Source organism: Pseudoclavibacter sp. CFCC 13611 (assembly GCF_008831225.1).
Lineage (GTDB): Bacteria > Actinomycetota > Actinomycetes > Actinomycetales > Microbacteriaceae > Pseudoclavibacter_A.
The window spans coordinates 253,437-275,369 of sequence record NZ_WBKE01000002.1 but is presented as its reverse complement, the minus strand read 5'-3'; the positions used below and the strand labels follow the sequence as shown (position 1 = coordinate 275,369).

Annotated in this window: 22 protein-coding genes and 1 riboswitch; of the genes, 9 read left to right on the top strand and 13 right to left on the bottom strand. The window is 66.7% G+C overall.

All coding sequences use genetic code 11. The annotated features are described in order from the left end of the window. Nucleotides 1-230 precede the first annotated feature (230 nt). Nucleotides 231-488 (top strand): type II toxin-antitoxin system Phd/YefM family antitoxin, encoded by a 258-nt coding sequence (locus F8O08_RS05565; RefSeq protein WP_158042799.1) that lies wholly within the window; start codon nucleotides 231-233, stop codon nucleotides 486-488. Nucleotides 489-512: 24 nt separating this feature from the next. Then, nucleotides 513-770 carry a Txe/YoeB family addiction module toxin gene (locus F8O08_RS05560; protein WP_158042798.1) on the top strand — a complete coding sequence of 86 codons (258 nt, stop codon included), beginning with the start codon at nucleotides 513-515 and terminating at the stop codon, nucleotides 768-770. A 132-nt stretch (nucleotides 771-902) separates the two neighbouring features. On the opposite strand, the gene dld is transcribed toward F8O08_RS05560, so the two are convergent. Beyond that, complete coding sequence (gene dld, locus F8O08_RS05555) at nucleotides 903-2,618, bottom strand: D-lactate dehydrogenase (protein ID WP_158042797.1); 1,716 nt, start codon at nucleotides 2,616-2,618, stop codon at nucleotides 903-905. 333 nt (nucleotides 2,619-2,951) lie between these two features. Between dld and F8O08_RS05550 the strand changes: the two genes are divergently transcribed. Both F8O08_RS05550 and F8O08_RS05545 read left to right on the top strand, forming a co-directional pair. Then, nucleotides 2,952-3,170: a hypothetical protein gene (locus F8O08_RS05550; protein WP_158042796.1), complete on the top strand. Its 219-nt coding sequence runs from the start codon at nucleotides 2,952-2,954 to the stop codon at nucleotides 3,168-3,170. Then, a complete protein-coding gene (locus F8O08_RS05545; protein ID WP_225733583.1) occupies nucleotides 3,167-3,664 on the top strand; it encodes a MarR family winged helix-turn-helix transcriptional regulator in 498 nt (165 codons plus the stop codon). The genes F8O08_RS05550 and F8O08_RS05545 overlap by 4 nt, the downstream gene beginning before the upstream one ends. A 6-nt stretch (nucleotides 3,665-3,670) precedes the next feature. Here the strand turns inward: F8O08_RS05545 and F8O08_RS05540 are convergent, their stop codons facing one another. Next, entirely contained in the window at nucleotides 3,671-4,576 is a 906-nt protein-coding gene (locus tag F8O08_RS05540) for a hypothetical protein (RefSeq protein WP_158042795.1), read from the bottom strand. Nucleotides 4,577-4,581: 5 nt separating this feature from the next. After that, nucleotides 4,582-5,586 carry an SPFH domain-containing protein gene (locus F8O08_RS05535; protein WP_158042794.1) on the bottom strand — a complete coding sequence of 335 codons (1,005 nt, stop codon included), beginning with the start codon at nucleotides 5,584-5,586 and terminating at the stop codon, nucleotides 4,582-4,584. Between the two features lie 127 nt (nucleotides 5,587-5,713). On the opposite strand from F8O08_RS05535, the gene F8O08_RS05530 reads away from it, so the two are divergent. Continuing rightward, the gene (locus F8O08_RS05530; protein ID WP_158042793.1) at nucleotides 5,714-6,601 is read left to right on the top strand and encodes an NUDIX hydrolase; all 888 of its coding nucleotides are present in this window, start codon (nucleotides 5,714-5,716) and stop codon (nucleotides 6,599-6,601) included. 25 nt (nucleotides 6,602-6,626) lie between these two features. On the opposite strand, the gene rhuM is transcribed toward F8O08_RS05530, so the two are convergent. Then, nucleotides 6,627-6,923: a RhuM family protein gene (gene rhuM / locus F8O08_RS10970; RefSeq protein WP_158042792.1), complete on the bottom strand. Its 297-nt coding sequence runs from the start codon at nucleotides 6,921-6,923 to the stop codon at nucleotides 6,627-6,629. Between the two features lie 183 nt (nucleotides 6,924-7,106). Continuing rightward, a riboswitch (SAM riboswitch) is annotated at nucleotides 7,107-7,221 on the top strand. An 11-nt stretch (nucleotides 7,222-7,232) separates the two neighbouring features. Here rhuM and F8O08_RS05520 point away from each other — a divergent pair. Next, complete coding sequence (locus F8O08_RS05520; protein WP_158042791.1) at nucleotides 7,233-8,042, top strand: hypothetical protein; 810 nt, start codon at nucleotides 7,233-7,235, stop codon at nucleotides 8,040-8,042. 263 nt (nucleotides 8,043-8,305) lie between these two features. Further along, nucleotides 8,306-9,958 carry an ABC-F family ATP-binding cassette domain-containing protein gene (locus F8O08_RS05515; RefSeq protein ID WP_158042790.1) on the top strand — a complete coding sequence of 551 codons (1,653 nt, stop codon included), beginning with the start codon at nucleotides 8,306-8,308 and terminating at the stop codon, nucleotides 9,956-9,958. A gap of 93 nt (nucleotides 9,959-10,051) precedes the next feature. Here F8O08_RS05515 and F8O08_RS05510 read toward each other — a convergent pair whose 3' ends face one another. Both F8O08_RS05510 and cmtR read right to left on the bottom strand, forming a co-directional pair. Continuing rightward, the gene (locus F8O08_RS05510; RefSeq protein WP_158042789.1) at nucleotides 10,052-10,750 is read right to left on the bottom strand and encodes a cation transporter; all 699 of its coding nucleotides are present in this window, start codon (nucleotides 10,748-10,750) and stop codon (nucleotides 10,052-10,054) included. Then, complete coding sequence (gene cmtR, locus F8O08_RS05505) at nucleotides 10,732-11,064, bottom strand: Cd(II)/Pb(II)-sensing metalloregulatory transcriptional regulator CmtR (RefSeq protein ID WP_158042788.1); 333 nt, start codon at nucleotides 11,062-11,064, stop codon at nucleotides 10,732-10,734. The genes F8O08_RS05510 and cmtR overlap by 19 nt, the downstream gene beginning before the upstream one ends. Nucleotides 11,065-11,248: 184 nt before the next feature. Here cmtR and F8O08_RS05500 point away from each other — a divergent pair, with 184 nt between their 5' ends. Both F8O08_RS05500 and glpX read left to right on the top strand, forming a co-directional pair. Beyond that, nucleotides 11,249-12,877 carry a plasmid pRiA4b ORF-3 family protein gene (locus tag F8O08_RS05500; RefSeq protein ID WP_158042787.1) on the top strand — a complete coding sequence of 543 codons (1,629 nt, stop codon included), beginning with the start codon at nucleotides 11,249-11,251 and terminating at the stop codon, nucleotides 12,875-12,877. Nucleotides 12,878-12,977: 100 nt separating this feature from the next. Beyond that, nucleotides 12,978-13,952, top strand: coding sequence for a class II fructose-bisphosphatase (gene glpX, locus F8O08_RS05495; RefSeq protein WP_192496746.1), 975 nt, complete (start codon nucleotides 12,978-12,980; stop codon nucleotides 13,950-13,952). A gap of 75 nt (nucleotides 13,953-14,027) precedes the next feature. Here the strand turns inward: glpX and F8O08_RS05490 are convergent, their stop codons facing one another. The 7 genes from F8O08_RS05490 to hemE form a co-directional block, all read right to left on the bottom strand. After that, a complete protein-coding gene (locus F8O08_RS05490; RefSeq protein ID WP_158042786.1) occupies nucleotides 14,028-14,276 on the bottom strand; it encodes a hypothetical protein in 249 nt (82 codons plus the stop codon). Nucleotides 14,277-14,681: 405 nt separating this feature from the next. Further along, on the bottom strand, nucleotides 14,682-16,034 hold the full coding sequence (gene hemL / locus F8O08_RS05485) for a glutamate-1-semialdehyde 2,1-aminomutase (RefSeq protein ID WP_158042785.1): 1,353 nt from the start codon (nucleotides 16,032-16,034) through the stop codon (nucleotides 14,682-14,684). Nucleotides 16,035-16,188: 154 nt separating this feature from the next. Continuing rightward, a complete protein-coding gene (gene hemB, locus F8O08_RS05480; RefSeq protein ID WP_158037428.1) occupies nucleotides 16,189-17,274 on the bottom strand; it encodes a porphobilinogen synthase in 1,086 nt (361 codons plus the stop codon). A gap of 9 nt (nucleotides 17,275-17,283) precedes the next feature. After that, the gene (locus F8O08_RS05475) at nucleotides 17,284-18,225 is read right to left on the bottom strand and encodes a uroporphyrinogen-III synthase (RefSeq protein ID WP_158042784.1); all 942 of its coding nucleotides are present in this window, start codon (nucleotides 18,223-18,225) and stop codon (nucleotides 17,284-17,286) included. After that, a complete protein-coding gene (gene hemC / locus F8O08_RS05470; protein WP_158042783.1) occupies nucleotides 18,222-19,235 on the bottom strand; it encodes a hydroxymethylbilane synthase in 1,014 nt (337 codons plus the stop codon). The genes F8O08_RS05475 and hemC overlap by 4 nt, the downstream gene beginning before the upstream one ends. Further along, nucleotides 19,232-20,794, bottom strand: a complete 1,563-nt coding sequence (locus tag F8O08_RS05465; RefSeq protein WP_192497722.1) for a protoporphyrinogen/coproporphyrinogen oxidase — start codon at nucleotides 20,792-20,794, stop codon at nucleotides 19,232-19,234. The genes hemC and F8O08_RS05465 overlap by 4 nt, the downstream gene beginning before the upstream one ends. After that, nucleotides 20,791-21,903, bottom strand: coding sequence for a uroporphyrinogen decarboxylase (gene hemE, locus F8O08_RS05460; protein WP_158037424.1), 1,113 nt, complete (start codon nucleotides 21,901-21,903; stop codon nucleotides 20,791-20,793). Before hemE ends, F8O08_RS05465 begins: the two co-directional genes overlap by 4 nt. Nucleotides 21,904-21,933 lie beyond the last annotated feature (30 nt).

Below are 21,933 nucleotides of genomic sequence, written 5' to 3'. Positions count from 1 at the left end.
GGGTCTGATGGCCGAAATCTGAGACAGACCGACGCACCTCTTCCCTCGTGGTGCACCCACGCATCCCGCATCGCTCGGGCGCACTCCGGCACCGTCGCCAAGTGCGGCCTGCGAGCAGCGAGGACCGGCGACCATCCGCTGCTCTCCTGCCAAGGCTTCCCCTTCCCACCCTTGACCTTTCTAGGTACAATTTCCTGTACGTACGCATCGTCGCATCCCAGGAGGACACCATGGCCAAGACCATCAGCTATTCGCAGTCCCGGGCCCACTACGCCGCCACACTTGATGCGGTCACAGACGATCGTGAAGAGATCATCGTCACCAGGGCAGGCAAAGACCCCGTGGTGATGGTCGCTCTTGACGACTACGAGTCACTGAAAGAGACCGCACATCTGCTGCGGAACCCCGCGAATGCGCGCCGTCTCCTGGGCGCGATCGACAGACTCGAACAGGGCGCCGGTGAAGAGCATCCCCTGACCGACGACTGACATCGACGCAGAGACCAACACCGTATGCGCATCGTGTGGGACGCCGACGCTTGGGACGACTACCTCTTCTGGCAGAACGAAGATCGACGAGTCATCAAGCGCGTGAATGCTCTGATAAAGGACATTCAGCGCAACGGAAACGTCGGCATCGGCAAACCCGAGGCACTGCGTCACGGCTTTCATGGCTACTGGTCGAGACGCATCACGTCCGAGCATCGTCTTGTCTACCGACTCGCAGGCGATGAGATCCGCATCGCTCAATGCCGGTTTCACTACGAGTAGTCGTTTGACTTCGCCATTCACCTCACGACTCACCTGAATATCCGCTGAGACCACACCCCAGCATCCACCGAAAACAAAAAAGAACCCGCCCGCGCGACCGAAGTCACACGAGCGGGTTCTTGACGAGCAGTTTTACTTCCAGTTCTTCTTCACCGACGTGCCGCCGATGCCGGCGTTGAAGGTGTTGGTCGGGTCGAGCTCTTTGAAGTGCTCCACCATCGACTCGGGCATGTGGTACAGACGCCCGTAGTTGTGCTCGGCCGGCAGCTTCGCGCCGCGCGCCTCGAGCAGCTCCTGAATCTGGTCGTGCAGCTTCTCGGGGTCGACGCCCTTCTTGGCGACGTAGTCCTGGTGCATCACGTGGCAGAAGAAGTGACCGTAGTATGCAGTCACCTCGAGCTGATCGGCGATCTCCTTGGGCAGCACTTCGAGCCAGTCCCAGTCGTCGCGGCGCAGGGCCACGTCGATCGGAATCAGGCCTGCGATGTGCTTGCGCTTCATGTTGGCGTAGCGAGTCGCAGCGCTGGCCGCACCGAAGCGGTTCAGCGAAGCGCTCTTCTCTTCGTCAGCGGTGCAGACGAAGAAGTCACCCTTATGCTCGGGCTCGGCGAAGAACGCTTTGAGCATCTTCTCGCTCTCGACCTTCTGGTCGGCGCTCACGGTGAGCAGCAGGTGGTGCTCGAAGCGATTGCGGTATTCCATCAGCCGCTTCGGCAGCTGGTTCGGCAGCAGGTCGAACGCGACCTGTGACACGGTATCGGCGAAGGTCGGGCCGATGCCCGGGATCTTGCCGAAGACGCCGTTTGCCCAGGTCTTGAACGAGAACATGCGGGTCTGCAGGCCGGCGCTCATGAACTTCAGAAACACGTAGGTGTCTTTGCCGTATTTCTCGGCCAGGTCGAAGGCGCTGCGGCCCATGTACTCACCCGAGATGGGCAGCGGCATGTCGGCCTCGAGGAACATGCGGCGAATCTCTTCGAGCTCGTGCGTGCTGTTGGTGCCGATGTAGAACATGGTGGGGTTCACTTCGAGCGGGAAGGTGCGTGTGCGCACGGCGAAGACCATGAGCTTGCCGGCTGAGCCCGACGCCTCGAAGAGGTACTCGGGGTTCGCGTTGTAGCGGGCCGGGGTCGGCTCGATCTTGCGCAGGTGCTCGGCGTACTCGGTCTCGCTGGTGTCAGCGGGTGCCGGAGTGACGTCTGCGGGCGACCAGTCGCCGCGCTGCAGACGGTCGAGGGCGACCTCGGGGTCGTCGCCGAGCGAGATGCCGAGGTGGTTGACCAGCTCGACCTTGCCCTGCTCGTTCACCCGGGCGAAGATCGCCTCACGGGTGAAGGCCGGGCCCTTGCGAATCTGGCTGCCGCCCGAGTTGTTCGAGATGCCGCCGATGACCGAGGCGCCGATGGATGTCGAACCGATCACCGAGTGCGGCTCACGGTTGTGCTTGGCGAGCTCTTCGGTCAGGTGCGTCAGCGGGGTGCCGGCGAGCGAGATGGCCTCGCGAGCATCGTTGATGAGGTACACGTCGTTGATGCGGTGAGTCGAGATGACGACGATCGGGCGGTCATAGGGCTGGAAGCCCGGGCCCGATCCACCCGTCAGACCGGTGTTCGACGCCTGCGGGATGACGATGAAGTTGTTGTCGACGCAGACCTGCAGCGCCTTCCACATCTGAACCAGCGTGGTCGGTCGCAGCACTGCGAAGATGGGGCCGCCGCCGAAGCGGTAGCCCTTGCTGAACGGCATGGTGGCGCGTTCTGACGTCAGCACGTTCTCGGCACCAACGATGCTCTTAAAGGCACCGATCGCCTGGTGTTCTGCGCCCGTTGTCTCTTGAGAGGGAGTCATCTCAATTCTTTCTGTCGATAGTTGCTCCCGCATGACGCTTTCGACGCGTCATTGCAGGGGAGTGTTGCCGTGCATCGTGGTACGGCCACTAGCAATCTTCCGGCCCTGAGCATGGGCTGTCAAGCAGGGGCGGCGGCTGTCCTGGCACTCTATATGCCTTGTGGCCAGACCATAGGCGGGCACGGAGGTATTTCTGTGAGATACATGTTGTATGCAAGTTCGCGCGTGTCGCGCGACCATTGAATGACCTTCTTCTCTCTGGGCACACTCCTTGAGTGAAGACCCCTCGCGGACAAAGTCGCATGTGTGCTGACTGTCAGTACACTAATAACCATGCCGGATGACATTCCCGCCGAGCCACGCAAGCGCACTCTCTCTCAGGGCCGCCCCACTGACAGCAAGTGGACACGGTTCCTGCTGAGATTCATCGGCCCGCCGGCGGTCTCTCCCCTCTCACCCGATGATGTGCGAGCCCTCGAAGAGGTCAGGCGCAGAACCTCCACGGCTCAGTCCGAACAGGCACAGCCGCGCGACGAGACTCCGTCATCGTGAACACACCGAATGCTCCCACCGCGCACGACGACGCACTCTCTGACGACGAACTCCTTCGTCTGGAAGCACAGCTGTGCTTCCCCGTCACCGTCGCCGCCCGGCTGCTGGTTCAGGAGTACCGGCACGTCCTCTCACCAATGGGTCTCACCCATCCGCAGTACCTCGTCATGCTGGCGCTCTGGCAGCATGACCACGACGAGGGGGCATCCGAGAGCCCGCTCACTGCGACAGAGCTCTCGGTCATACTCAGCATGGAGACTGCGACACTCACCGGTCTGGTTCGTCGTCTCGAAGCGCAGAGATTGGTCACGCGAGAGCCAGACCCGCGTGACGACCGGCGCCGGCGACTTCTGCTGACGTCTGAGGGCCGGGCTCTGCGTGCGCAGGCGAAGCTGGTGCCGAGGCGAATGCTCGAACGGCTGCGTCTGACGCCCGAGCAGGTCGAGCAGGTCAGAGATGCCGCAACTCTGCTCGTCGCCGCTCTACACACCTGACCCGCCTCACACGGCGAGCCGCAGCCTGCGCCCACCGACACCGACGCGAATCTCCTGCCCCCAACTCGCGGTGAGCCGATCGCTCTCGATGCCGTCGCCGAAGACGACGAGCCGATCCGATTCGACGGTGACGACCAGCTCAGCGGTGCCTCCAGTGACGGCACCCGGGCTGGCCGATCCGCCCAGCATCCCCTCGATGAGGTTCGCTCCGGTCGCCGGCGACGGCCAGGCCTCACGCACGAACCAGGCGAGACTCGCGTCGTTCGGCGCAGGCAGGCGTCTGCCTCCGCGGTCGTGTGCAATGGACGCGCACCACCCGGTCGCCCCGGTGCCGGTGCCGACGATGACCCCAGAAGACGACTGCCGCTCGCGGTACTCCCCCACCTGCAGCAGGTATCTGGCCGACTGGTGTGACGGGTGCCCGACGAACACCTCGTTCAGGGCGCAGAGACTCTGGCCGTCGTCGAGTCTCGCCTCGACGGTGGTGAGGCCGGACACCGCGGCCGATTCCGGTGCCCGCAGCAGCCTCAGCGCCTCGCCAGCCGAGTGCCGCACCAACACCCCGGTGTTGACACCGGGCTCTGGATCGACCCCGATCACCAGCTGCCCGTCGAGGTACTTGGCCACGTTCGCAACGAGACCGTCCTGACCGACGACGACCATGACATCCTCAGGTGCCACCAGAAAGCGGCTGAGATCCGCACGTTCAACCTCGGCGAGCGCCCACCCTTCGGGCAGCCCACCCGCGACAGCAGCGCGCGCCGCCGCAGCCGCGTCGTGGCGGCGCTGCACCTCGTCGAGCGTGCGGCCACGGGTGCGCAGAAAGAACTCGGCCTGCCCCCGGGTGCCGTGGCGATCGAGCAGTTCATCAAGCTCGGTGCGCCGGTAGACGACGACCGCTCTGCTGCGCATGGCACTCACCGCCTTCCGGTGAAGGCGCTCAGCACATTGGTGAGCAGATCAGGCGTGATCGTCAGATTGTCGATCTTCGGCAGCGCACCAGAGCCGACCAGTTCTCGCAGCGCCAGCGCCATCAGGGTCTGCCGATCGACGTCGCGGTAGGCGGCGAGCTTCGCCGTCTCGCGCTCGGCCTCGGCCGCACCGACGACGCTCACCTCCTGCGCCCGGGATGCCGCGTCGATCTCGCGTCGTTCAGAGGCCGCTCGAGTCTCGACGAGCGCAGCCGTCGCAGCCTCTTCCGCCTGCCGACGAGCGTTGGCTCCCTCTTGCACCACCAGCTGTTCGCGTCGGGTGGCCAGCTCGATGCTGCTCGCCAGCTCGTTCTCTGAGATCGCACGCTCACGCTCGACGGCGAGAGCCCGACGTTCGTAGGTCGCGCGATCGGCTTCGGCCTGCAGCTGCTCGCGCACCGGCGTCTGCAGCGCCACCTCGACATCGGCCTCGGGTCGAATCGCCAGCACGTGCACGCCGAGCACGGCGAGACCGGTGCTCTGCAGACGAGTGTCGGCCTGCAGGCCTCCAACCAAGGAGGCACGCACCTCGCTGATCCCAGTGCGCAGTGCGTTCTGCAGCGACATCGTGGCAAGGTGATCGACAGCGATGCTGCGTGCGACCTGACCCACGATCGTGGTGACCTGCTGCAGGCCGGTCGAGGTGGCATCCGCCTTCGCCGGAAAGATGCCGAAGTCGAGGCGCTGCGACACCGTGACCGGGTCGACGAAACCGAAGGTCACGTTGGCCTGCACGGTGACGTCCTGGTGATCGGCGGTGATGGCGTGAAACATGAGCGGCAGCTCTTGGTCGTCTGAGGGCACCTCGCTGAGCACCGAGGTCGCGGGTGAGAACCAGAACGCCTGCCCGACGCCTTCGTGCGTCAGCTGGCCCTTGCGCAGGTGGACGACGTAGCCGGTCGGGGTGCCGAGAAAGCGGCGGACGCCGGGAAGCCTCTTGATGGTTGCCATGGTGTGCTCCTTCGTTGCGGTTGTTTATGTCAGTCTGACGATAACTGCAACGTCGAGTAAATGTCAAGATGACGATAAGTGTTATGCTGTGGGTATGTTCGCCAAAGAGAGCCCGCACCATCGGGCAATGAGCAGAACTCGTCATGATGCTGACGACGCGGCTGGTACTCACACCGACGTCCGAACTGACTGCCGCGGTGAGACCGATTCGGCAGCGATTCCCCGCACTGCCGCCGACATCGCCGTCACCGTGGATGTCGTGGCGCTGACCGTGCGCAGCCAACGCCTGCAGGTGCTGCTGGTCGAACGTATGCTCGACCCGTTTCGAGGGTGCTGGGCGCTGCCGGGCGGTTTCGTGCTCGCCGGCGAATCCCTTGAAGACGCCGCGCGACGTGAGCTCGAAGAAGAAACAGGCGTACAGCCGAGTGCGCTGATTGTGCAGACTCCCACCTCTGACGCACCGACAGGTCAGCACGCGAGCGCGCACCTCAGTGGGCATGCCAGCGGACATGCCAGCGGACATCTCGAGCAGCTGCGCACCTACGGCCCGCTGCATCGCGACCCACGCGGGCCGGTGCTGTCGGTCGCCTACCTCGCGCTCGCTCCGGCTTTCGATGTGCCGAGCGCAGGCGGCGACGCCGCTGAAGTCGCGTGGCATGATGTGGCGGATGTACTGGGCGATGACGGCGCTCAGCTGGCTTTCGACCATGCACGGATTCTCGCCGACGGGGTCGAACGTGCGAGAGCGAAGATCGAATACTCCCCCTTGGCGACCGCCTTCTGCCCGCCCGAGTTCACGATCGCCGAGCTGCGCGAGGTGTACGAGGCCGTCTGGGGTGCATCGATCGATGCTCGCAACTTTCATCGCAAGGCGGTCGGCACACCCGGATTTCTTGAGGCAACCGGTTCATCACGCGCGCAGGCGGTGGGCCGCCCGGCCGCCCTCTATCGACTGGCGCCGGGCACCGACGTCACGGATGGGGTGCTAAACCCGCCGCTGATGCGCTCGCACTAGTTTTCACCGGTGATCACTCTGATGATCAGGTGCACCAGCAGTTCTTTCTCTCGCGGGTCAAAGTTCGCGACGAGAAGTGTGAGCGCGGCAAGTGCCCCATTGTCAATGATCGCGATGCCTGTATCTCGATACAGCAGCCCTTGCCCGACGCAAGCTCATCGGTCGAGCGGCCGAGAATCTGCACGACTGTGCCAAGCTGTTCGAGGCGTTGACGATCAATCGCCACACCGATGAGCAGATAATCCCGCAGTACCAAGGTTGCCCAGCGCCGAAAGCGCACGCCTTCATGAGATTTCACTCGATAGCCAACCGAAATATCCACGTCAAGGTTGCAGAGAGCGACGCTGTAGGTCTTGCCATCTCAGGCAGTTGTTGCAAAATCTGCAACAACTGCCTCGCCTTCGAGTCTTACCTCCAGACGCACCGCGCCGAAAGCGGCTTCACAGAATCTGGATCGAACCGCCTGACACACGGCAGTCGTCGGGTACCGGTAGTCTTGACCCACGTTCAAGAGTTGTGGCTGACAGTACCTGGCTGGCCGCACGGCAACCCGATCCATCTTTCCGGGTGCCCCAGGAGAAGAACGGGCACGTGACAGACGTCGCGCGCAAGCTCTGATGGAAGGCACACCATGTGCAAAGACACCGATTCCCCGAACCTGCCCGGCGACCGCGAGCAGAGCCACCACGACGCCACGCCCCGTGTGGCACGAATCCGACTTGGCGTGCGCTGGTCTCAGGCTCCACCGATCATCGCTGCACGTCTGGATCAGCTCACCGGAGCCGAACTCCTGCGGGTGACGGTGATGAATAGAGACAAAGTGGTCGGGTCGACCGATCTCACCCGCGCTGGCGGAAGCACCGGGCCAGACGAGGCGAGTCCGGCATCCGCCGAATCGCTCAGCAGCCAGTCTGCGCAGGCCTTCATCGACAGGCAGAACGACCGCATCGTCGCACAGCTTGAGACGTTGCGCCTCGCAGCGGGGCTGGCGCTCGCCGACGATGGCGAGACCGGAGTTCAGTTTCGCGCCCAGCACGCCGTCACCGACGCGTCAGGTGAGCCACAGCTTGATGACGCCGCCACAGAGGCCGACCGGGAGGCCGCACATGCCATGGCCTTCCGCCTTGACCGGAGTGCTCTGGGAGCGCTCATTCGCTTCGACCATCCTGTTCCACTCAGCCGAGGCATGACTGAGCGCTACGTCACCGAGCACTTTCCCGGTTGGAACTGGCCGCAGATGGACCGGCTGCTGACCACGTCAGACACGAGGTTCATCACCCCGGCGCGACCGACCGACCGCGGCATGGCTATGCCGACGGTGCGTGCGAATGTGCATATGCTGCACTTCAGCGCCGACGACGACTGGGTCGTCGAATGGATGGACGGTGCGGTGACTCGGTCACCCCGTCGCGTCATCGACCACGAGCCGCGACTCTGTTGATCGGCCCATCGGCGCGCTGAGAAGAGGCCATGCGCGGGCAGAGCCGACACCAGACGGACTCTGCCCGCGCGACCTTGCCCGCACGCCACCGCTCAACTATCGTTACTCCCAGCATCTCTGCGGCACACGGCCGCTGTGAGAAGAGATGAAGCGCAAAGGCATCACGTTGAGGGCATTCGGTTCCAGCATCCATCGCTGACCGACCCCTGCGCCGACTGTCGCGCGGTCTCGTGTCAGCACCCTCTGACACTCTGGAGACCATTTTGCCAACCCACCACTCCCCTCGTTCCTCGACGCCCGCATCCTCCATCGCGCTGCACGACGCGAGCTTCGCCTGGCCCGACGGCCGCAGCATCCTCACGCACGTGACCGCCGCGTTCCCAACCGGCCGCACCGGCCTCATCGGAGATAACGGCGCCGGCAAGTCGACCGCCCTCGCGCTGCTCGCGGGTCGCCTGCAGCCGACGGATGGCCGAATCACGCGTTCGGGCGTCGTCGCGTGTCTGCCCCAACGGTTCGATCCCGACCAGACCGTCTCCGAGCTGCTCGGTGTGCGCGGGGAGCTCGACGCGATCGCTGCCGTGGAGCGCGGCAGCGTCGACCCCGAGGCCTTCGATGTCATCGGCGACGACTGGGATGTCGAGGCGCGGTCGAGCGCCGCCCTCGCCGCGGTCGGCGTCGATCTTGGACTCGACCGCACTGTCGACACGCTGTCGGGCGGCGAGGCGATGCTCGCTGCAATCGTCGGCGTGCAGCTCGCGGTACAGCGCTCCCGAGCTGACATCGCGCTGCTCGACGAGCCCACCAACAATCTCGACACCGACGCGCGCCAGCAGGTCTATCGTCTGATCGACGGATGGCGCGGCGCCCTCATCGTGGTCAGCCACGACCGCCAGCTGCTCGAGCATGTCGATGCGATCGCCGAGCTGCGCGATGGGCGCATCACCCTGTACGGCGGGGCGTTCAGCGCGTACGAGGCTCAGGTCGCCAACGAGCAGCAGGCCGCCGAACAGGCGCTGCGGTCGGCCGAGCAGGAGCTGAAGGCCGAACGCTGGCAGCGCACGCAGGCCGAGCAGCGCATTGCGCACTCCGCGCGGCAGGGGCGCAAAGACGCCGTGAATCGTAAGTTCGTCAAAGCCGTGGTCAACGACCGGCGCAATTCTGCCGAGAAGTCGCAGGCGGCCCGCCGCGGCACGCTCGACGACCGAGTGGATGCCGCACAGCGCGTCGTCGACGATGCCGAGTCGCGGGTGCGCGACAACGAGCACATCGTGATCGAGCTGCCCGACCCCGACGTGCCGGTGGGCCGCCGCATCGCGTGCCTGACCGGCGCCGACGGGCGTGAGTTCGTGGTGCAGGGCCCGGAGCGCGTCGCCCTCACCGGCCCGAACGGCGTCGGCAAGTCGACGCTGCTGCGTGCGATGCTCTGCGGTCAGGCCGACGTTGCCGCAGCGAAGCCCGGTGGCGCCCTGGCGAAGACGGCGCACGGCAAGCTCTTCGTCGATCACGTCGGATATCTCTCGCAGCAGCTCGCCTCGCTGCACGACGACGAGAGCGTGGTGCAGAACGTGGCACGCTTCGCCCCTGGTTTGGGCGATCGCGAGTTGCGCAATCAGCTCGCGCGGCTGCTGCTGCGTGGCCGTATGGCGGATGCTCCGGTCGCCTCGCTCTCCGGCGGCGAGCGTTTCCGCGTGGCACTGGCCCAGGTGCTGCTGGCGACTCCCGCGGTGCAGGCGCTGGTGCTCGACGAACCGACGAACAGTCTGGATATGGCGAGTGTCGACCGGCTGGTCGAGGCACTCGACGCATATCGCGGTGCGGTGATCGTGGTGAGCCATGATCGGGCGTTTCTCGAACGCCTGCACCTCGACGTCGAGTTGCGGCTCGATGCCGCAGGCGTCCTGACCCGGTGCTGATGCGCGAGTCACGCAGGTGTCGGGTGCGAGTGCAGCCGTCAGGGCCGCTTCGTCGTTCGCCCGTTCAATCGATCGCCACTCGGTGCGGGCACCCTACGGCGCGCAGCAGTCGTCGTGACGTTCGTCCTCCGTTTCGTCTGCAGCGATCGCAGTCGCCGCCGATGAGGCGCAGCAGGCGTCACCCCGCCATGCCTCGATGCCCTCGCGAACGGCGAACACGGCGATGGCCAGCGCAGCGACCGAATCAGCCCATCCCCAGCCCAGCAGACTGTTCAGCAACAGACCGACCAGCACTGCTGCAGAGAGGTACGTGCAGATGAGAGTCTGCTTCGAATCGGCCACGGCCGAAGCAGACCCGAGTTCCCTGCCGGTGCGCCGTTCGAACCAGCTCAGCACGGGCATCACAACGAGGCTGAGCCCTGCGATGACGATGCCAACCGGCGAGTGCTCCGGCTGCTGCACGCCGAACAGCGTGAGCAGCGCATCTGTCGTGACGTAGAGCGCCAGCCCGAAGAACGAGAACGCGATGACACGCAGAGCGGTACGTTCCCGACGTTCAGGAGTCGGCGAAGCGAACTGCCAGGCGATCGCGGCCGCCGAGAGCACCTCTACGACCGAGTCGAGGCCGAAACCGATCAGTGCGGCCGACGATGCCGCATGACCGGCGAGCAATGCGACCACCGCTTCGATGACATTCCAGACGATGGTTATGGCCACGATGCCTCTGATGCGCCTGCGCAGAACAGCCGAACGTTCGCGAGTCAGAAGTGTCGTCACAGCGCTCGCCTGCATTCGTCGATGCAGGGCGCACCCTCGTCGACTGCAAGGGTGACGTCGATCAGGGCGTCGAGCGCCGCTGAGAGATGGGGGTCGGCTATCTCGTAGCGGGTGCGCCGACCCTCTGGTTCGGCCACCACGATGCCGCAGCCACGCAGACAGGTGAGATGGTTCGAGACGTTTGTTCGGGTGAGCCCCAAGTCGTTCGCCAGGCGAGCCGGATATCCCGGCTTGCGCATTAGCGACAGCAGGATGCGTGACCGTGTGGGATCGGCCATCGCACGTCCCAGCCGATTCATGACTTCAATCCGAGATGCAATGGTCAGCACATGCTGACCATACAGCGAATGCTGACCTGTTGCAATCCTCGTGCTGACACCTGGATTCCGTGTCACAGTGTTGGCGCCGCTGACCACGCCCCAGAGCGGCCGTTCCGACAAGACACCCGCTGCGCAGCAACGGTGTCTGTCCCCACCCCTCGCGTGCGAAGCGCTCAGCCCGTAGGCTGTGCGCATGACCGCCGCAGACGCAGAGAACGGCCCAGACAAAGAGAACGATCCAGCCCGCAGCGACCGCGATCTGCAGCAGCGGTTCGCTGCGCTCGTCGGTCAGTTCTCTACTGAAGAGGCCCTGCAACTGCTCAACGAGATCGATGCTCCACAGCCCGACACCTTATTGTCCGAACTCACCGAACAGCGCCCGAGCCTTCGCCGGCCTCGACTTGCGCGACCGGCGATGCTGCGCATCCGCGTTGATCTCGACCTCGACATCGATATCTCGCCCGACGCGACCGTTGCCAACAGTGTCAAGGCATCTTCAGCCATGCAGCCCACACCTCGTGAACGACAGATCTGGCGCCGTCTCGATCTGCGCAGCGACCTCACGCTCGATCAGGTGCACCAGATTCTGCAGGCCGCGTTCGCCTGGCAAGACACGCATCTGCATCGCTTCGCGCTCGGCGGGTCGCCGCTCAGCCAAGGCGTCGAGCCCTTCATCTGCGAATACGACCTCGAAGAGGGCGACGCCGAAGGCACACCCGAGGCCTCAGTTCACCTCGACGAAGCCCTGCAGCAGCCGGGCGACCGGTTGTTCTACGTCTATGACTACGGTGATCACTGGCAGGTGACGCTGCGTCTCGAGCGTGTCGTCGAACTCTCTGAGACACCGGAGACGTCGACTGCGGATGCCCCTGCCGCGACCTGCGTCGACGGCCGACGGGCCGCCCCGCTTGAGAACACGCGGAGGCTGGTCACGGCGGGTGACCCGTCGGCATTCGCCGAGCGCACCCCAGACCGGTTCTCGGTCGCCGAAGTGAATGCGTCGATCGAGCTGTTGGCAGCTCGACAGCTCGAACACCTGGGCGCCGCGGTGCAGCGACTCGTGCGGCTGGCACCGGCGTCGATCGCCGAAGAGACCCTGCATCGCGCGCAGATCGTCGACGGACTGCTGCGGGCGCACGATGGCGGGGCGGGCGCGGGCGAGGCATCCACCGACGACGCGCAGCGCGACACCATGTTCGCCGCAGCGTTCGCACCGATCATGGCCGTGCTCGACCTGATCGGCGACGACGGGGCCGAGCTCACCGAGGCCGGGCGGTTGCGCCCGCACATCGTGTCGGCCGTCGCGCAGCTGCTGCCCTCGTGCGACGGCTGGCCAGGCAGCGCCACACGCGAGGATTCGACCCCGCCGGTCGCGAACCTGCGCGCACTGCTGCAGCGGCTCGGGCTGCTCTACGTGCGCGGCGGACGGCTTCTGCTGTCGCGCGCCGGTCGCCAGGCCTGCACCGACGCGGCGGTCTTCGTCACCGTGTTGCGCGCACGGCTGGGCGCCGAGACTCTGGACGATCCACGAGAGTTCACCCGGCTGCTCTACCTGCTGCACGTCGCCGCCGAGGGCCGCGAGCCCGAGATGCGTCTGATCGCCGCCGAGATGACCGCGTTCGGCTGGCGCACGGCGAGCGGCGGCGGCGTCGACGAGTCGGCGCTGTATACCGACGTGAGCAGCTACGTCACCCTGTTCGCCAATCTCGGGGATGTTCGCGAGACCCGAGAGAAGCACCTCACCTCGCGAGCGGAGCCGGCCGGACACAGCCGCATCTCTCCAGCTGCCGCGGCGCTCGCGGCCGAGCTGCTGCGCGGGTGATTTCGGCACTCGCTTTCAGCCGCTGTTGTCACCGGTACCGGGTAAGATGGAGGCTGACGCGCCGATCGAAATGCGGTCGGCAGCTTTTAGGAGTTTTCAGATGACTGAACAGTCTCAGCAGCCCGACCGCAACCTTGCGCTGGAGCTGGTGCGTGCCACTGAGGCCGCGGCGATCCGCGGGTCGGTGTGGGTCGGCCGTGGCCAGAAGAACGAGGCCGACGGGGCCGCTGTCAACGCCATGCGCCAGTTCCTGCACACTGTTGCATTCGACGGCGTCGTGGTGATCGGCGAGGGCGAGAAAGACCGCGCGCCGATGCTCTTCAACGGAGAGCACGTGGGTGACGGCACCGGCGTTCAGGCCGACATCGCAGTCGACCCGATCGACGGCACGACGCAGACCGCGGCTGGCCGCCCCAACGCCGTGTCTATCATGGCCGTCGCCGACCGCGGCAGCATGCTTGACGCCTCGACGGTGTTCTACATGGACAAAATCGTCACCAGCTCGATCGGCGAAGGCGTCGTCTCGCTCGAGATGACCCCAGAAGAGAACATCCGCGAGCTGGCAAAGGCACTCGGCAAGCCCGTCAGCGAGATGACCGTCATCGTGCTCGACCGCCCACGTCACGAAGAGCTGATCGAGCGCATTCGCTCGGTCGGGGCGAAGACCAACCTGATTCTCGACGGCGACGTCGTCGGCGGCATCAACGCTGCAAGCCCCTGGGGCGACGCCGATATGCTGCTCGGCCGCGGCGGCAGCCCCGAAGGCGTGATCACCGCAGCGGCGATCAAGGCGTTCAAGGGCGTCATGCAGGGGCGTCTGGCGCCGAAGGATGACGCCGAGCGTCAGCGTGGTATCGACGCAGGTCTCGACATCGACAAGATCTACACCGATTCCGAGCTGGTCGCCAGCGACAACACCTACTTCGTCGGCACGGGTGTGACCGACGGCGTGCTGCTGAAGGGTGTGAAGGGGCCGCGCAACGGCTACATCCACACGCAGAGCATCGTGCTGCGCTCGAAGTCGGGCACCGTGCGCTGGATCGAGGCCGATCACCTCGCCTCGAAGTGGGCGTGATCGCTCTGCTCGTTTGAGCCGAGCCGCTGAATTCGATGGGGTCGCCGATTCGTTCGGCGGCCCCATCTCTGTCTCTCACAGATGCTGATCACGCCGCGCCCAGGCATGGGAAATGCCGTCGCCACCCATCGAGACATGGGAAATGCCGTCGCCAACCATCGAGACATGGCAAATGACCTCAACAATCATCGAGACATGGAACTTGGCATGACTCGATGGGCTGGGACAGCATTTGCCATGGATCGATGCGGATTTGAACTGGCAGGACGGGCAAAACGTGTGGTGCAGCGAGCACGAACCGGCCTGGGCAATGAGAAAGTGCACTGAACACAGACCAGCGCGCAAAAGGGATGGTGAACCGGGGCGTGAGCCGGCCTAGGAACTGCGCAAGTGCACTGAACACAGCCCAGAAGAGGCTTCCGGCACCGCGAAATGCCGGAAGCCTCTTGTCTCCCCCACTACAGCCGAATCTGCTCCTGGCTGAGCAGGTAGCTTCACCGAAGTGTCTTCGTCTGCTTGACGTCGACTGTGCCAGATACCCTCAGTAACGGGTCAGCCCATGTCAGGCTGCTAACGCCAAGCGCTGCCCGCACCAGACCGCCCACGCCAAGCGCTGCCCGCACCAGGCCGCCCGCACCAGGCCGCCCACGCCAAGCGCTGCCCGCACCAGGCCGCCCACGCCAAGCGCTGCCTAGGCCGAGCAGCCTGCCAGCACCGAGGCTACCGCCACTACCCGCCGATCGGCGGGGTCGCAGGGCGCTCGGCAGCGGCTGCCGCACGAGCGGCGGCAGGCAGCACCCCGGCGATGCGATCGATCACGCTCTGGTCATGAGCGGCCGAGACGAACCACGCCTCGAACGCCGACGGCGGTGCCGCGACTCCCCCGTCGAGCAGCGCGTGGAAGAACGGCGCATACCGCCACGTCTCGCTCGCCTTGACCTCGTCGTAGTTCACCAGCGCACCGTCGTGCTCACCGAACGCGATCGAGAACAATGACCCCGCACGCTGGATGCGATGCGCGACGCCGGCAGCATCCAACGCCTCGGACACCGCGCCCTGCAGCGCCTCAGAGGCAGCGTTCACACGTTCGTAGACCGAGGCGTCTGCGAGCCGCAGCGTGGCCAGCCCGCCGGCGATCGCCAGCGGATTGCCTGACAGTGTTCCGGCCTGATACACCGGGCCGAGCGGCGCGAGCAGGTTCATGTACTCTTCTGCGCCGCCCACGGCAGCGATCGGCATGCCGCCGCCGATGACTTTGCCGAAGGTCATCAGGTCGGGACGGTACGGCTCGGCCGCCTCGGCGTTCTCGAATCCCCACCAGCCGGCGTCGCTCACGCGGAATCCGGTCAGCACCTCGTCGAGCGTCACCAGCGCGCCATGCGCATGAGCGACCTCGATCAGCTCGGCGTTGAAGCCGGGCAGCGGCGGCACGATGCCCATGTTCGCCGCAGCGGCTTCGACGATCACGCCAGCGATCTCGTCACCGCGCTCGGCGAAGAGCGCACGCACGGCCTCGATGTCGTTGTACGGCAGCACGATCGTCTGCGCGCTGACCGCCGCCGTCACGCCAGCAGAGGCGGGCAGGCCGAACGTCGCGAGACCCGACCCGGCATCCACCAGCAGCGAGTCGCTGTGGCCGTGGTACAGACCGGCGAACTTCACGATGAGGTCGCGGCCGGTTGCCCCGCGCATGAGTCGAATGGCGGTCATGGTCGCCTCGGTGCCAGTCGACACGAAGCGCAGCCGCTCGACGGGGGCGACCCCGCCGCGACGCACACGCTGCGCGACGACCTCGGCCAGCTCGGCCTCGCCTTCGGTCGGAGCGCCGAACGACAGCCCACGAGCTGCGGCGGCCTGCACCGCCGCCACGACCTCAGGCTGCGCGTGGCCGAGCAGCGCCGGCCCCCACGACCCGACGAGGTCGACGAATTCGTTTCCCTCAACGTCGCGCACGTGCGCCCCCGAGGCGCTGGCGATGAAGTTGGGCACGCCGCCGACCGATCCGAAGGCCCGCACCGGCGAGTCGACACCGCCCGGAATGATGCGCCCACTGCGCTCGAACAGTTCTGCGTTCGTAGTCATGTTCTGTGTCACCTCTCGATTGTGATGAAGTCATTTCTGCGGATGCGCCGCTCGCGCCCGTCTGTTGCCCACGTGGTCGTGTGGTCGGCTGCAGCCCGCGCGCAGACCGCGCAGACGGTGCGCACCCGAACCGACTGGGCGCGCAGCGGCAGGGTCACTCCCCGAAGCTGCCGTGTTTCAGACGGTCGGCGACCTCGAGCGCCCAGTAGGTCAGCAGGGCCTCTGCCCCGGCGCGGAAGATGCCGGTGACCGACTCGTCGATCACCCGTTCGCGATCGAGCCAGCCGTTCGCGGCGGCGGCCTCGATCGAAGCGTACTCGCCCGAGACCTGGTAGGCCCAGACCGGCACCGGACTGATCTGCGACACCCGGTAGAGCACGTCGAGGAACGACGCAGCCGGTTTCACCATCACCACGTCGGCCCCCTCGGCGATGTCGAGCTGAGCCTCGCGCACGCCTTCGCGACCGTTCGCGGGATCCTGCTGGTAGGTGCGGCGATCGCCTTTGAGCTGCGAGTCGACGGCCTCACGGAACGGCCCGTAGAACCCGGATGCGTACTTCGCCGCGTAGGCGAGCAGCATGACGTCCTGGTGGCCGTTGGCGTCGAGCACGTCGCGCAGGTAGCCGATCTGGCCGTCCATCATGCCGCTCGGCGCGAGCATGTGCGAACCGGCCTCGGCCTGAGCCAGCGCCATCGCGCCGTAGCGCTCCAGCGTGGCGTCGTTGTCGACGCGACCCTGCGCATCGAGCACGCCGCAGTGGCCGTGGTCGGTGAACTCGTCGAGGCACAGATCGGTCTGGATCACGATCGCATCGCCGACCTCTTCGACCATCGCACGCACGCCGCGCTGCACGATGCCGTCTGCGGCATCCGCCTGCGACCCGACGGCGTCGAGGTGCGCCGGAATGCCGAACAGATTCACGCCGCCGATGCCGGCCTCAGCAGCGCGGGCGGCGATGCGACGCAGCGAGTCGATGGTGTGCTGCTCCTGGCCGGGCAGTGCCGAGATCGGCACCGGCTCGGTGGCGTCTTCGCGCACGAACAGCGGCAGAATCAGCTGCGACGGCTCGATGCGGGTCTCGCGCACCATGCGGCGCACGGCCGGCGACTGGCGCAGACGCCGAGGACGCACACGCGGGAAGGCCGCGAGCGCCGGGGCCCCGGGATCACCGGGAACGTGGGATCCTCCGGCGGGCAGGCCCCGGGCAGAGCTGATGTCGTGAGATGTGCTGTCGTTCATGCTGACTCCTCAGTGGTTGTCGTCTGTGATGTCTGTTGTGCGTGCAGGTGCGGCGCGCACCGACGCAGCGCCGGGTGCGCGCATGCCGGATGCGCGCGAAATGGGCGCACGCGAAATGGTGGTGGCTGCGCCGGTGCGACGGCGGCCTGCGGCGACCTCGGCGAGGGCGTCGAGCAGACCGGGGATGCTGTGCTCGCGCGCCGTCGCCGCGACGTCGAGGCCGAGTGTCTCGGCGTCGTTCGTCGTCTGCTCTCCAATCGAGACGAGCACGGTCTGCGCGGCGGATGCTCCGAACTGGATGGCGACCTGCTGCGCCACCGTGCCGCTGGTGACGAGCACGCCGTCGATCGCTCCGCGGCGCACGTCTTCGATGGCGTGCTGCGACAGTGCGATGCCGATGGTGCGGTAGGCGTCAACGGTGTCGACCTGCCATCCGAGCGCGCGCAGCCCCCGTTCGAGCGAGTCATGTGCCTGCGCCGAGTGCGGCAGCAGAAGCCGGGCACGAGCGTGGTCAGGTCGTGGAAAGACGTCGAGCAGGCCGTGCGCACTCTGCTTCTGCGGGAGCAGATCTGGGCTGAGGCCGAGCCGCTCCTCCGCAGCTGCGGCCGTCGTGGCGCCCACGCACGCGGTGCTGAATCCCGGCGTGCCGGCAGGCGCTGAGAACGTCAGACCGCAGTCGGCGAGCGCATCGACCGTGCGCTGACTGGTGAGCACAAGCCAGGCGTAGTCTCCCGACTGCAGACGCTCGACCGCCTCTTCGAGCTTCGAGGCGTCTGCTGGCGGAATGCTGCGGATCAACGGCGCGACGACCGGCTCCCCTCCCCGAGCGGCGACCTCAGCGGCGATGCGCTCACCGCCTGGCCCGCCGCGAGGCACGAGCACACGCCATCCGCGCAGCCCTGCGCTGGCAGCCTCGTGCGCGTCGGCGCTGACAGCTGCGCCGTCGGTCACTCCGACCTCCGTGCGTCTGCCGCTGCGATGATTCGGGCGGCGCCTTCGGCGATGAGCTGCTGCGCGACGCGTTCGCCCTCCGCAGCGGTCCACGCCTCGATCGCCGCTGCGTCGGCCGCACCAGCTGCACTGAGCTGCCGGGCGCCGTGTGCAGCACCCGCGCAGAGCATCTTCCCGAGTTCGAGAACCTCGTCGACGGCGACGTCATGCTGCGCGTCATACAGGTCATAGACGCGGGCATGCAGCTCGGCCGACCGCAGGTCAGACGCGACGATCGCGTGCACGCCGACCGGAGCGGCGCATCCGCTGCCGAGGCCGCCGAGCACAGCACGCTCGAGCGTCGCAGCAAGACGCGTCGGCGCATGGTCGAGGGTCGCGACCAGGCTGCCTTCTCCCTGCCTCGTCTCGACGGCGAGCACACCCTGCGCCGGTGCGGGAACCCAGGTGTCGACGGGCAGAGCCTCGTGGTGGTGGGCGGCCGCCGAGGGCAGCCGTTCCAGCCCCGCGGCGGCCAGGACGACGCCGTCCAGATCGTCGTAGACCCGACCGATGCGGCTGTCGATGTTGCCGCGGATGTCGACGATCTCGACATCGGGGCGTGCTCGGCGCAGCTGCGCCTGACGACGTGTCGACCCGGTGCCCACCCGAGCACCCTGCACGAGACCGCTCAGGCCCTCACCGCCACGGGTCACGATCACGTCGCGCGAATCAGCTCGCTCGGGCATTGCGGCGATGTCGAGGTGCTGCTCCTGCGCGGTGGGCAGGTCTTTGCACGAGTGCACGACCACGTCGTAGTCGCCGGCGGCGAGCCCCTGCCGCAGGGCGGTCGCGAAGACGCCGACGCCGCCGATCTGCGCAAGCGATGCCTTGGACACATCGCCGTGGGTGACCACCTGCACGAGCTCGACGGAACGTCCGGTCGCCTCTTCGAGCGCGTCGGCGACCAGCTGCGACTGCGCCACCGCCAGTCGAGAGCCTCGTGTGCCGAGACGAATGGTCGTGCCTGTCACTTTGCCACCTCTTCATATGTTGTGTCTGCTGTGCTCGCACCCGATGTGCCGTTTCGAGGGCGATCGGGGTGACCCAGCAGTCTCAGTGTCTGTTCACGAGCGTACGGAAGTACCGAAGCGAGGCCGGTTCCCGAACGCCACGACCCGACCACCGCGAGGTCTCCGAGGTTCGCGGCTGCGGCATCCACTCTCTGCCGGATCTCATCAGCCCGAGCACTCGGCTGCACGTTCAGCCAGCGATGCACCGCCGTCGCCGCCACAGCCCGATCGGCGATGTCGACGTCGGTGAGCACGCGCACGTCGCGAACGGCCTGTGCGCACAGCTCGTCGTCGGTCATCGTGCTCGGCTGCCCCGCGCGGCCGTAGCTCAGTCGCAGCACGTGGCGGCCGGGGTGACCCGATGCTGCCGCGTCGGCGATCCAGCGCCATTTGGCCGAGGCGTGGGTCATCGCCTTCGCCTGCACATCAGGCGCATCTGCGGTGACGAGCATCCCGGTGCCGCGCGGTTCGACGTCGAGTCGCGCATCGTCGACGACGAGCGTGACGAGGGCGACTGCCGCAGGATGCGCCCACGGGCCCGCCTCTGAGAGCTCGAGCAGCCGCAGGGCAGGGTCGGCCGTGGTCGCCAGCACGAGCTGGGATGCGGTGTGACATGTCTGTGAGCCGGGATCGCACACACCCGGAGACATCGGCGACCCGCTGCTCGGGCGGTCGCCGACCGCAGCGACCCGCACGCGCCATCCTTCGGCCGTGCGTTCGATGCCGTCGACCTCTCGGTGCAGCAGGATGCGACCACCGGCCGCGACGATGCGGTCTCGCAGTCGATCGGTCAGCATGTGCATGCCCCCGACGAGGCCGCGCACAGCAGACCCCGGAGCCCGTTGCGCCTGCAGATGCCGCACGGCGTCGCTGAGCGTTCCGACCTCGACGAGCGCTGAGAGCAGGCCGTGCGCAACCGACTCGACAGGCATCTCATACGGGTCGCCCGAGTAGATGCCGCCGGCGACCGGCGCCACAAGACGATCGATCACCGCACGACCCATGCGCGCCTCGACCAATGCGCCGAGGGTCGTCGCGCCGGGATCGGTCGCGTCGACGCCCACGGTCGGCGGCAGAGTCAGATCACGTCGAGCAGCACGAGCCCCCTCGGCCCCGATGGCTTCGACGAGCTCGCCGTATGCAGTGCCGTGCTCGTCGAGATCGCCCGGAATGCCCAGCATGCCTGTGCGCGGCAGACGGCTTGCGGCGAAGCGTCCCTGATAGCGGTACCCGACCCACGCACCCACCGGGTTCGGCTCGACCACCCGATCGGCCAGCCCGAGCTCGGCCAGCAGCGGTTCGACCCGACCCCCGCGGGTCGCGAACGATTCGGTGCCGGCGTCCATCTCAAGGCCTGCGAGCACGTGCGCCGCAACCGGCCCGCCCACGTGGCCTGCCGACTCGAGCACGGTCACACGTCGCCCGGCCTCAGCCGCCGTCCAGGCGCTGACCAGCCCGGCGATGCCCCCGCCGACGACCAGCAGGTCGGCGTCGAGCTCAGCGTCGCGTTCGTCGGTCACCGCTCGGTCGCCTCCCATGCGTGCACGTGTGCGACGAGGCGCGTGAGCACGTCGGGGTCGGTCGCCGGAGGCACACCGTGACCGAGGTTGAACACATGCCCGGCGGCTCGCTGCCCTGCTCTCAGAATGCGGTCGGCCGCTGCCTCGCGCACGGCGGCCGGGGCGCCCAACAGCGCCGGATCGAGATTGCCCTGCACAGGCACGTCGACGCCCAGACGATCGATCGCGTCGGCGAGTTCGGTGCGATAGTCGACGCCCACCGCGTCAGCGCCCGCATCGCGCAGGTCGCAGAGCAGCTCAGGCCCGGCGAGACCGAAGTGGATGCGCGGCACGCCGCGTCCGTCGGCAGTGCGCAGATCGGCGACGCTGGCGAGCACGCGAGCGGATGCCGGGCGCACATGAGCACGGTAGACGGTCGGTGCCAGCGACCCGACCCACGAGTCGAAGAGCTGCACGGTCGAGGCCCCGGCGAGCACCTGCGCGCGCAGGAACGCCGCCGAGTAGTCGGCCATCTTCATCACGAGACGATCCCAGACCTCGGGTTCGGCGAACATGAGCGTGCGCGCGGCCAGATGGTCCTTCGACGGGCCGCCCTCGACCAGATAGGCAGCGAGAGTGAAGGGCGCACCCGCGAAGCCGATCAGCGGAGTGTCGCCCAGTTCGGCGACGGTGAGCCGCACGGCCTCGGCGATCGGGGCAAGCTGATCGACGGTGAGCTCGGGCAGTGCATCCACATCGGCCGCGGTGCGCACCGGCGAGCCGAAGACGGGACCCCGCCCCGCAACGATGTCGACATCGACCCCGGCCAGCTTCAGCGGAACGACGATGTCAGAGAAGAAGACCGCGGCATCCACATGATGGCGGCGCACCGGCTGCAAAGTGATCTCGGCGGCGAGATCGGGCCGCAGGCAGGAGTCGAGCATTGCGATGCCCTCGCGCACCGAGCGATACTCAGGCAGCGACCGCCCCGCCTGTCGCATGAACCACACCGGCACGTGGTCGACCGGCTCGCCCCGCAGAGCGCGCACCAGGGCCGAGTCAGCCGTGGACTTCGGGGGGTTCGATGCCTGAGAAACCGGGTTCAGGGGATGTGCGGCAGAAAGACTCACAACCCCATTCTCGCAAACATCTGACGATTT

Excerpts from the sequence above, each read along its gene's own strand:
- glpX (WP_192496746.1), top strand. The coding sequence starts at position 12,978 with ATGACTGAACAGTCTCAGCAGCCCGACCGCAACCTTGCGCTGGAGCTG.
- F8O08_RS05510 (WP_158042789.1), bottom strand. The coding sequence starts at position 10,750 with ATGCAGGCGAGCGCTGTGACGACACTTCTGACTCGCGAACGTTCGGCT.
- F8O08_RS05535 (WP_158042794.1), bottom strand. The coding sequence starts at position 5,586 with ATGGCAACCATCAAGAGGCTTCCCGGCGTCCGCCGCTTTCTCGGCACC.
- F8O08_RS05540 (WP_158042795.1), bottom strand. The coding sequence starts at position 4,576 with ATGCGCAGCAGAGCGGTCGTCGTCTACCGGCGCACCGAGCTTGATGAA.
- F8O08_RS05560 (WP_158042798.1), top strand. The coding sequence starts at position 513 with ATGCGCATCGTGTGGGACGCCGACGCTTGGGACGACTACCTCTTCTGG.
- F8O08_RS05550 (WP_158042796.1), top strand. The coding sequence starts at position 2,952 with ATGCCGGATGACATTCCCGCCGAGCCACGCAAGCGCACTCTCTCTCAG.
- hemL (WP_158042785.1), bottom strand. The coding sequence starts at position 16,034 with ATGACTACGAACGCAGAACTGTTCGAGCGCAGTGGGCGCATCATTCCG.
- dld (WP_158042797.1), bottom strand. The coding sequence starts at position 2,618 with ATGACTCCCTCTCAAGAGACAACGGGCGCAGAACACCAGGCGATCGGT.
- F8O08_RS05530 (WP_158042793.1), top strand. The coding sequence starts at position 5,714 with ATGAGCAGAACTCGTCATGATGCTGACGACGCGGCTGGTACTCACACC.
- hemB (WP_158037428.1), bottom strand. The coding sequence starts at position 17,274 with ATGAACGACAGCACATCTCACGACATCAGCTCTGCCCGGGGCCTGCCC.
- F8O08_RS05520 (WP_158042791.1), top strand. The coding sequence starts at position 7,233 with ATGTGCAAAGACACCGATTCCCCGAACCTGCCCGGCGACCGCGAGCAG.
- F8O08_RS05500 (WP_158042787.1), top strand. The coding sequence starts at position 11,249 with ATGACCGCCGCAGACGCAGAGAACGGCCCAGACAAAGAGAACGATCCA.
- F8O08_RS05565 (WP_158042799.1), top strand. The coding sequence starts at position 231 with ATGGCCAAGACCATCAGCTATTCGCAGTCCCGGGCCCACTACGCCGCC.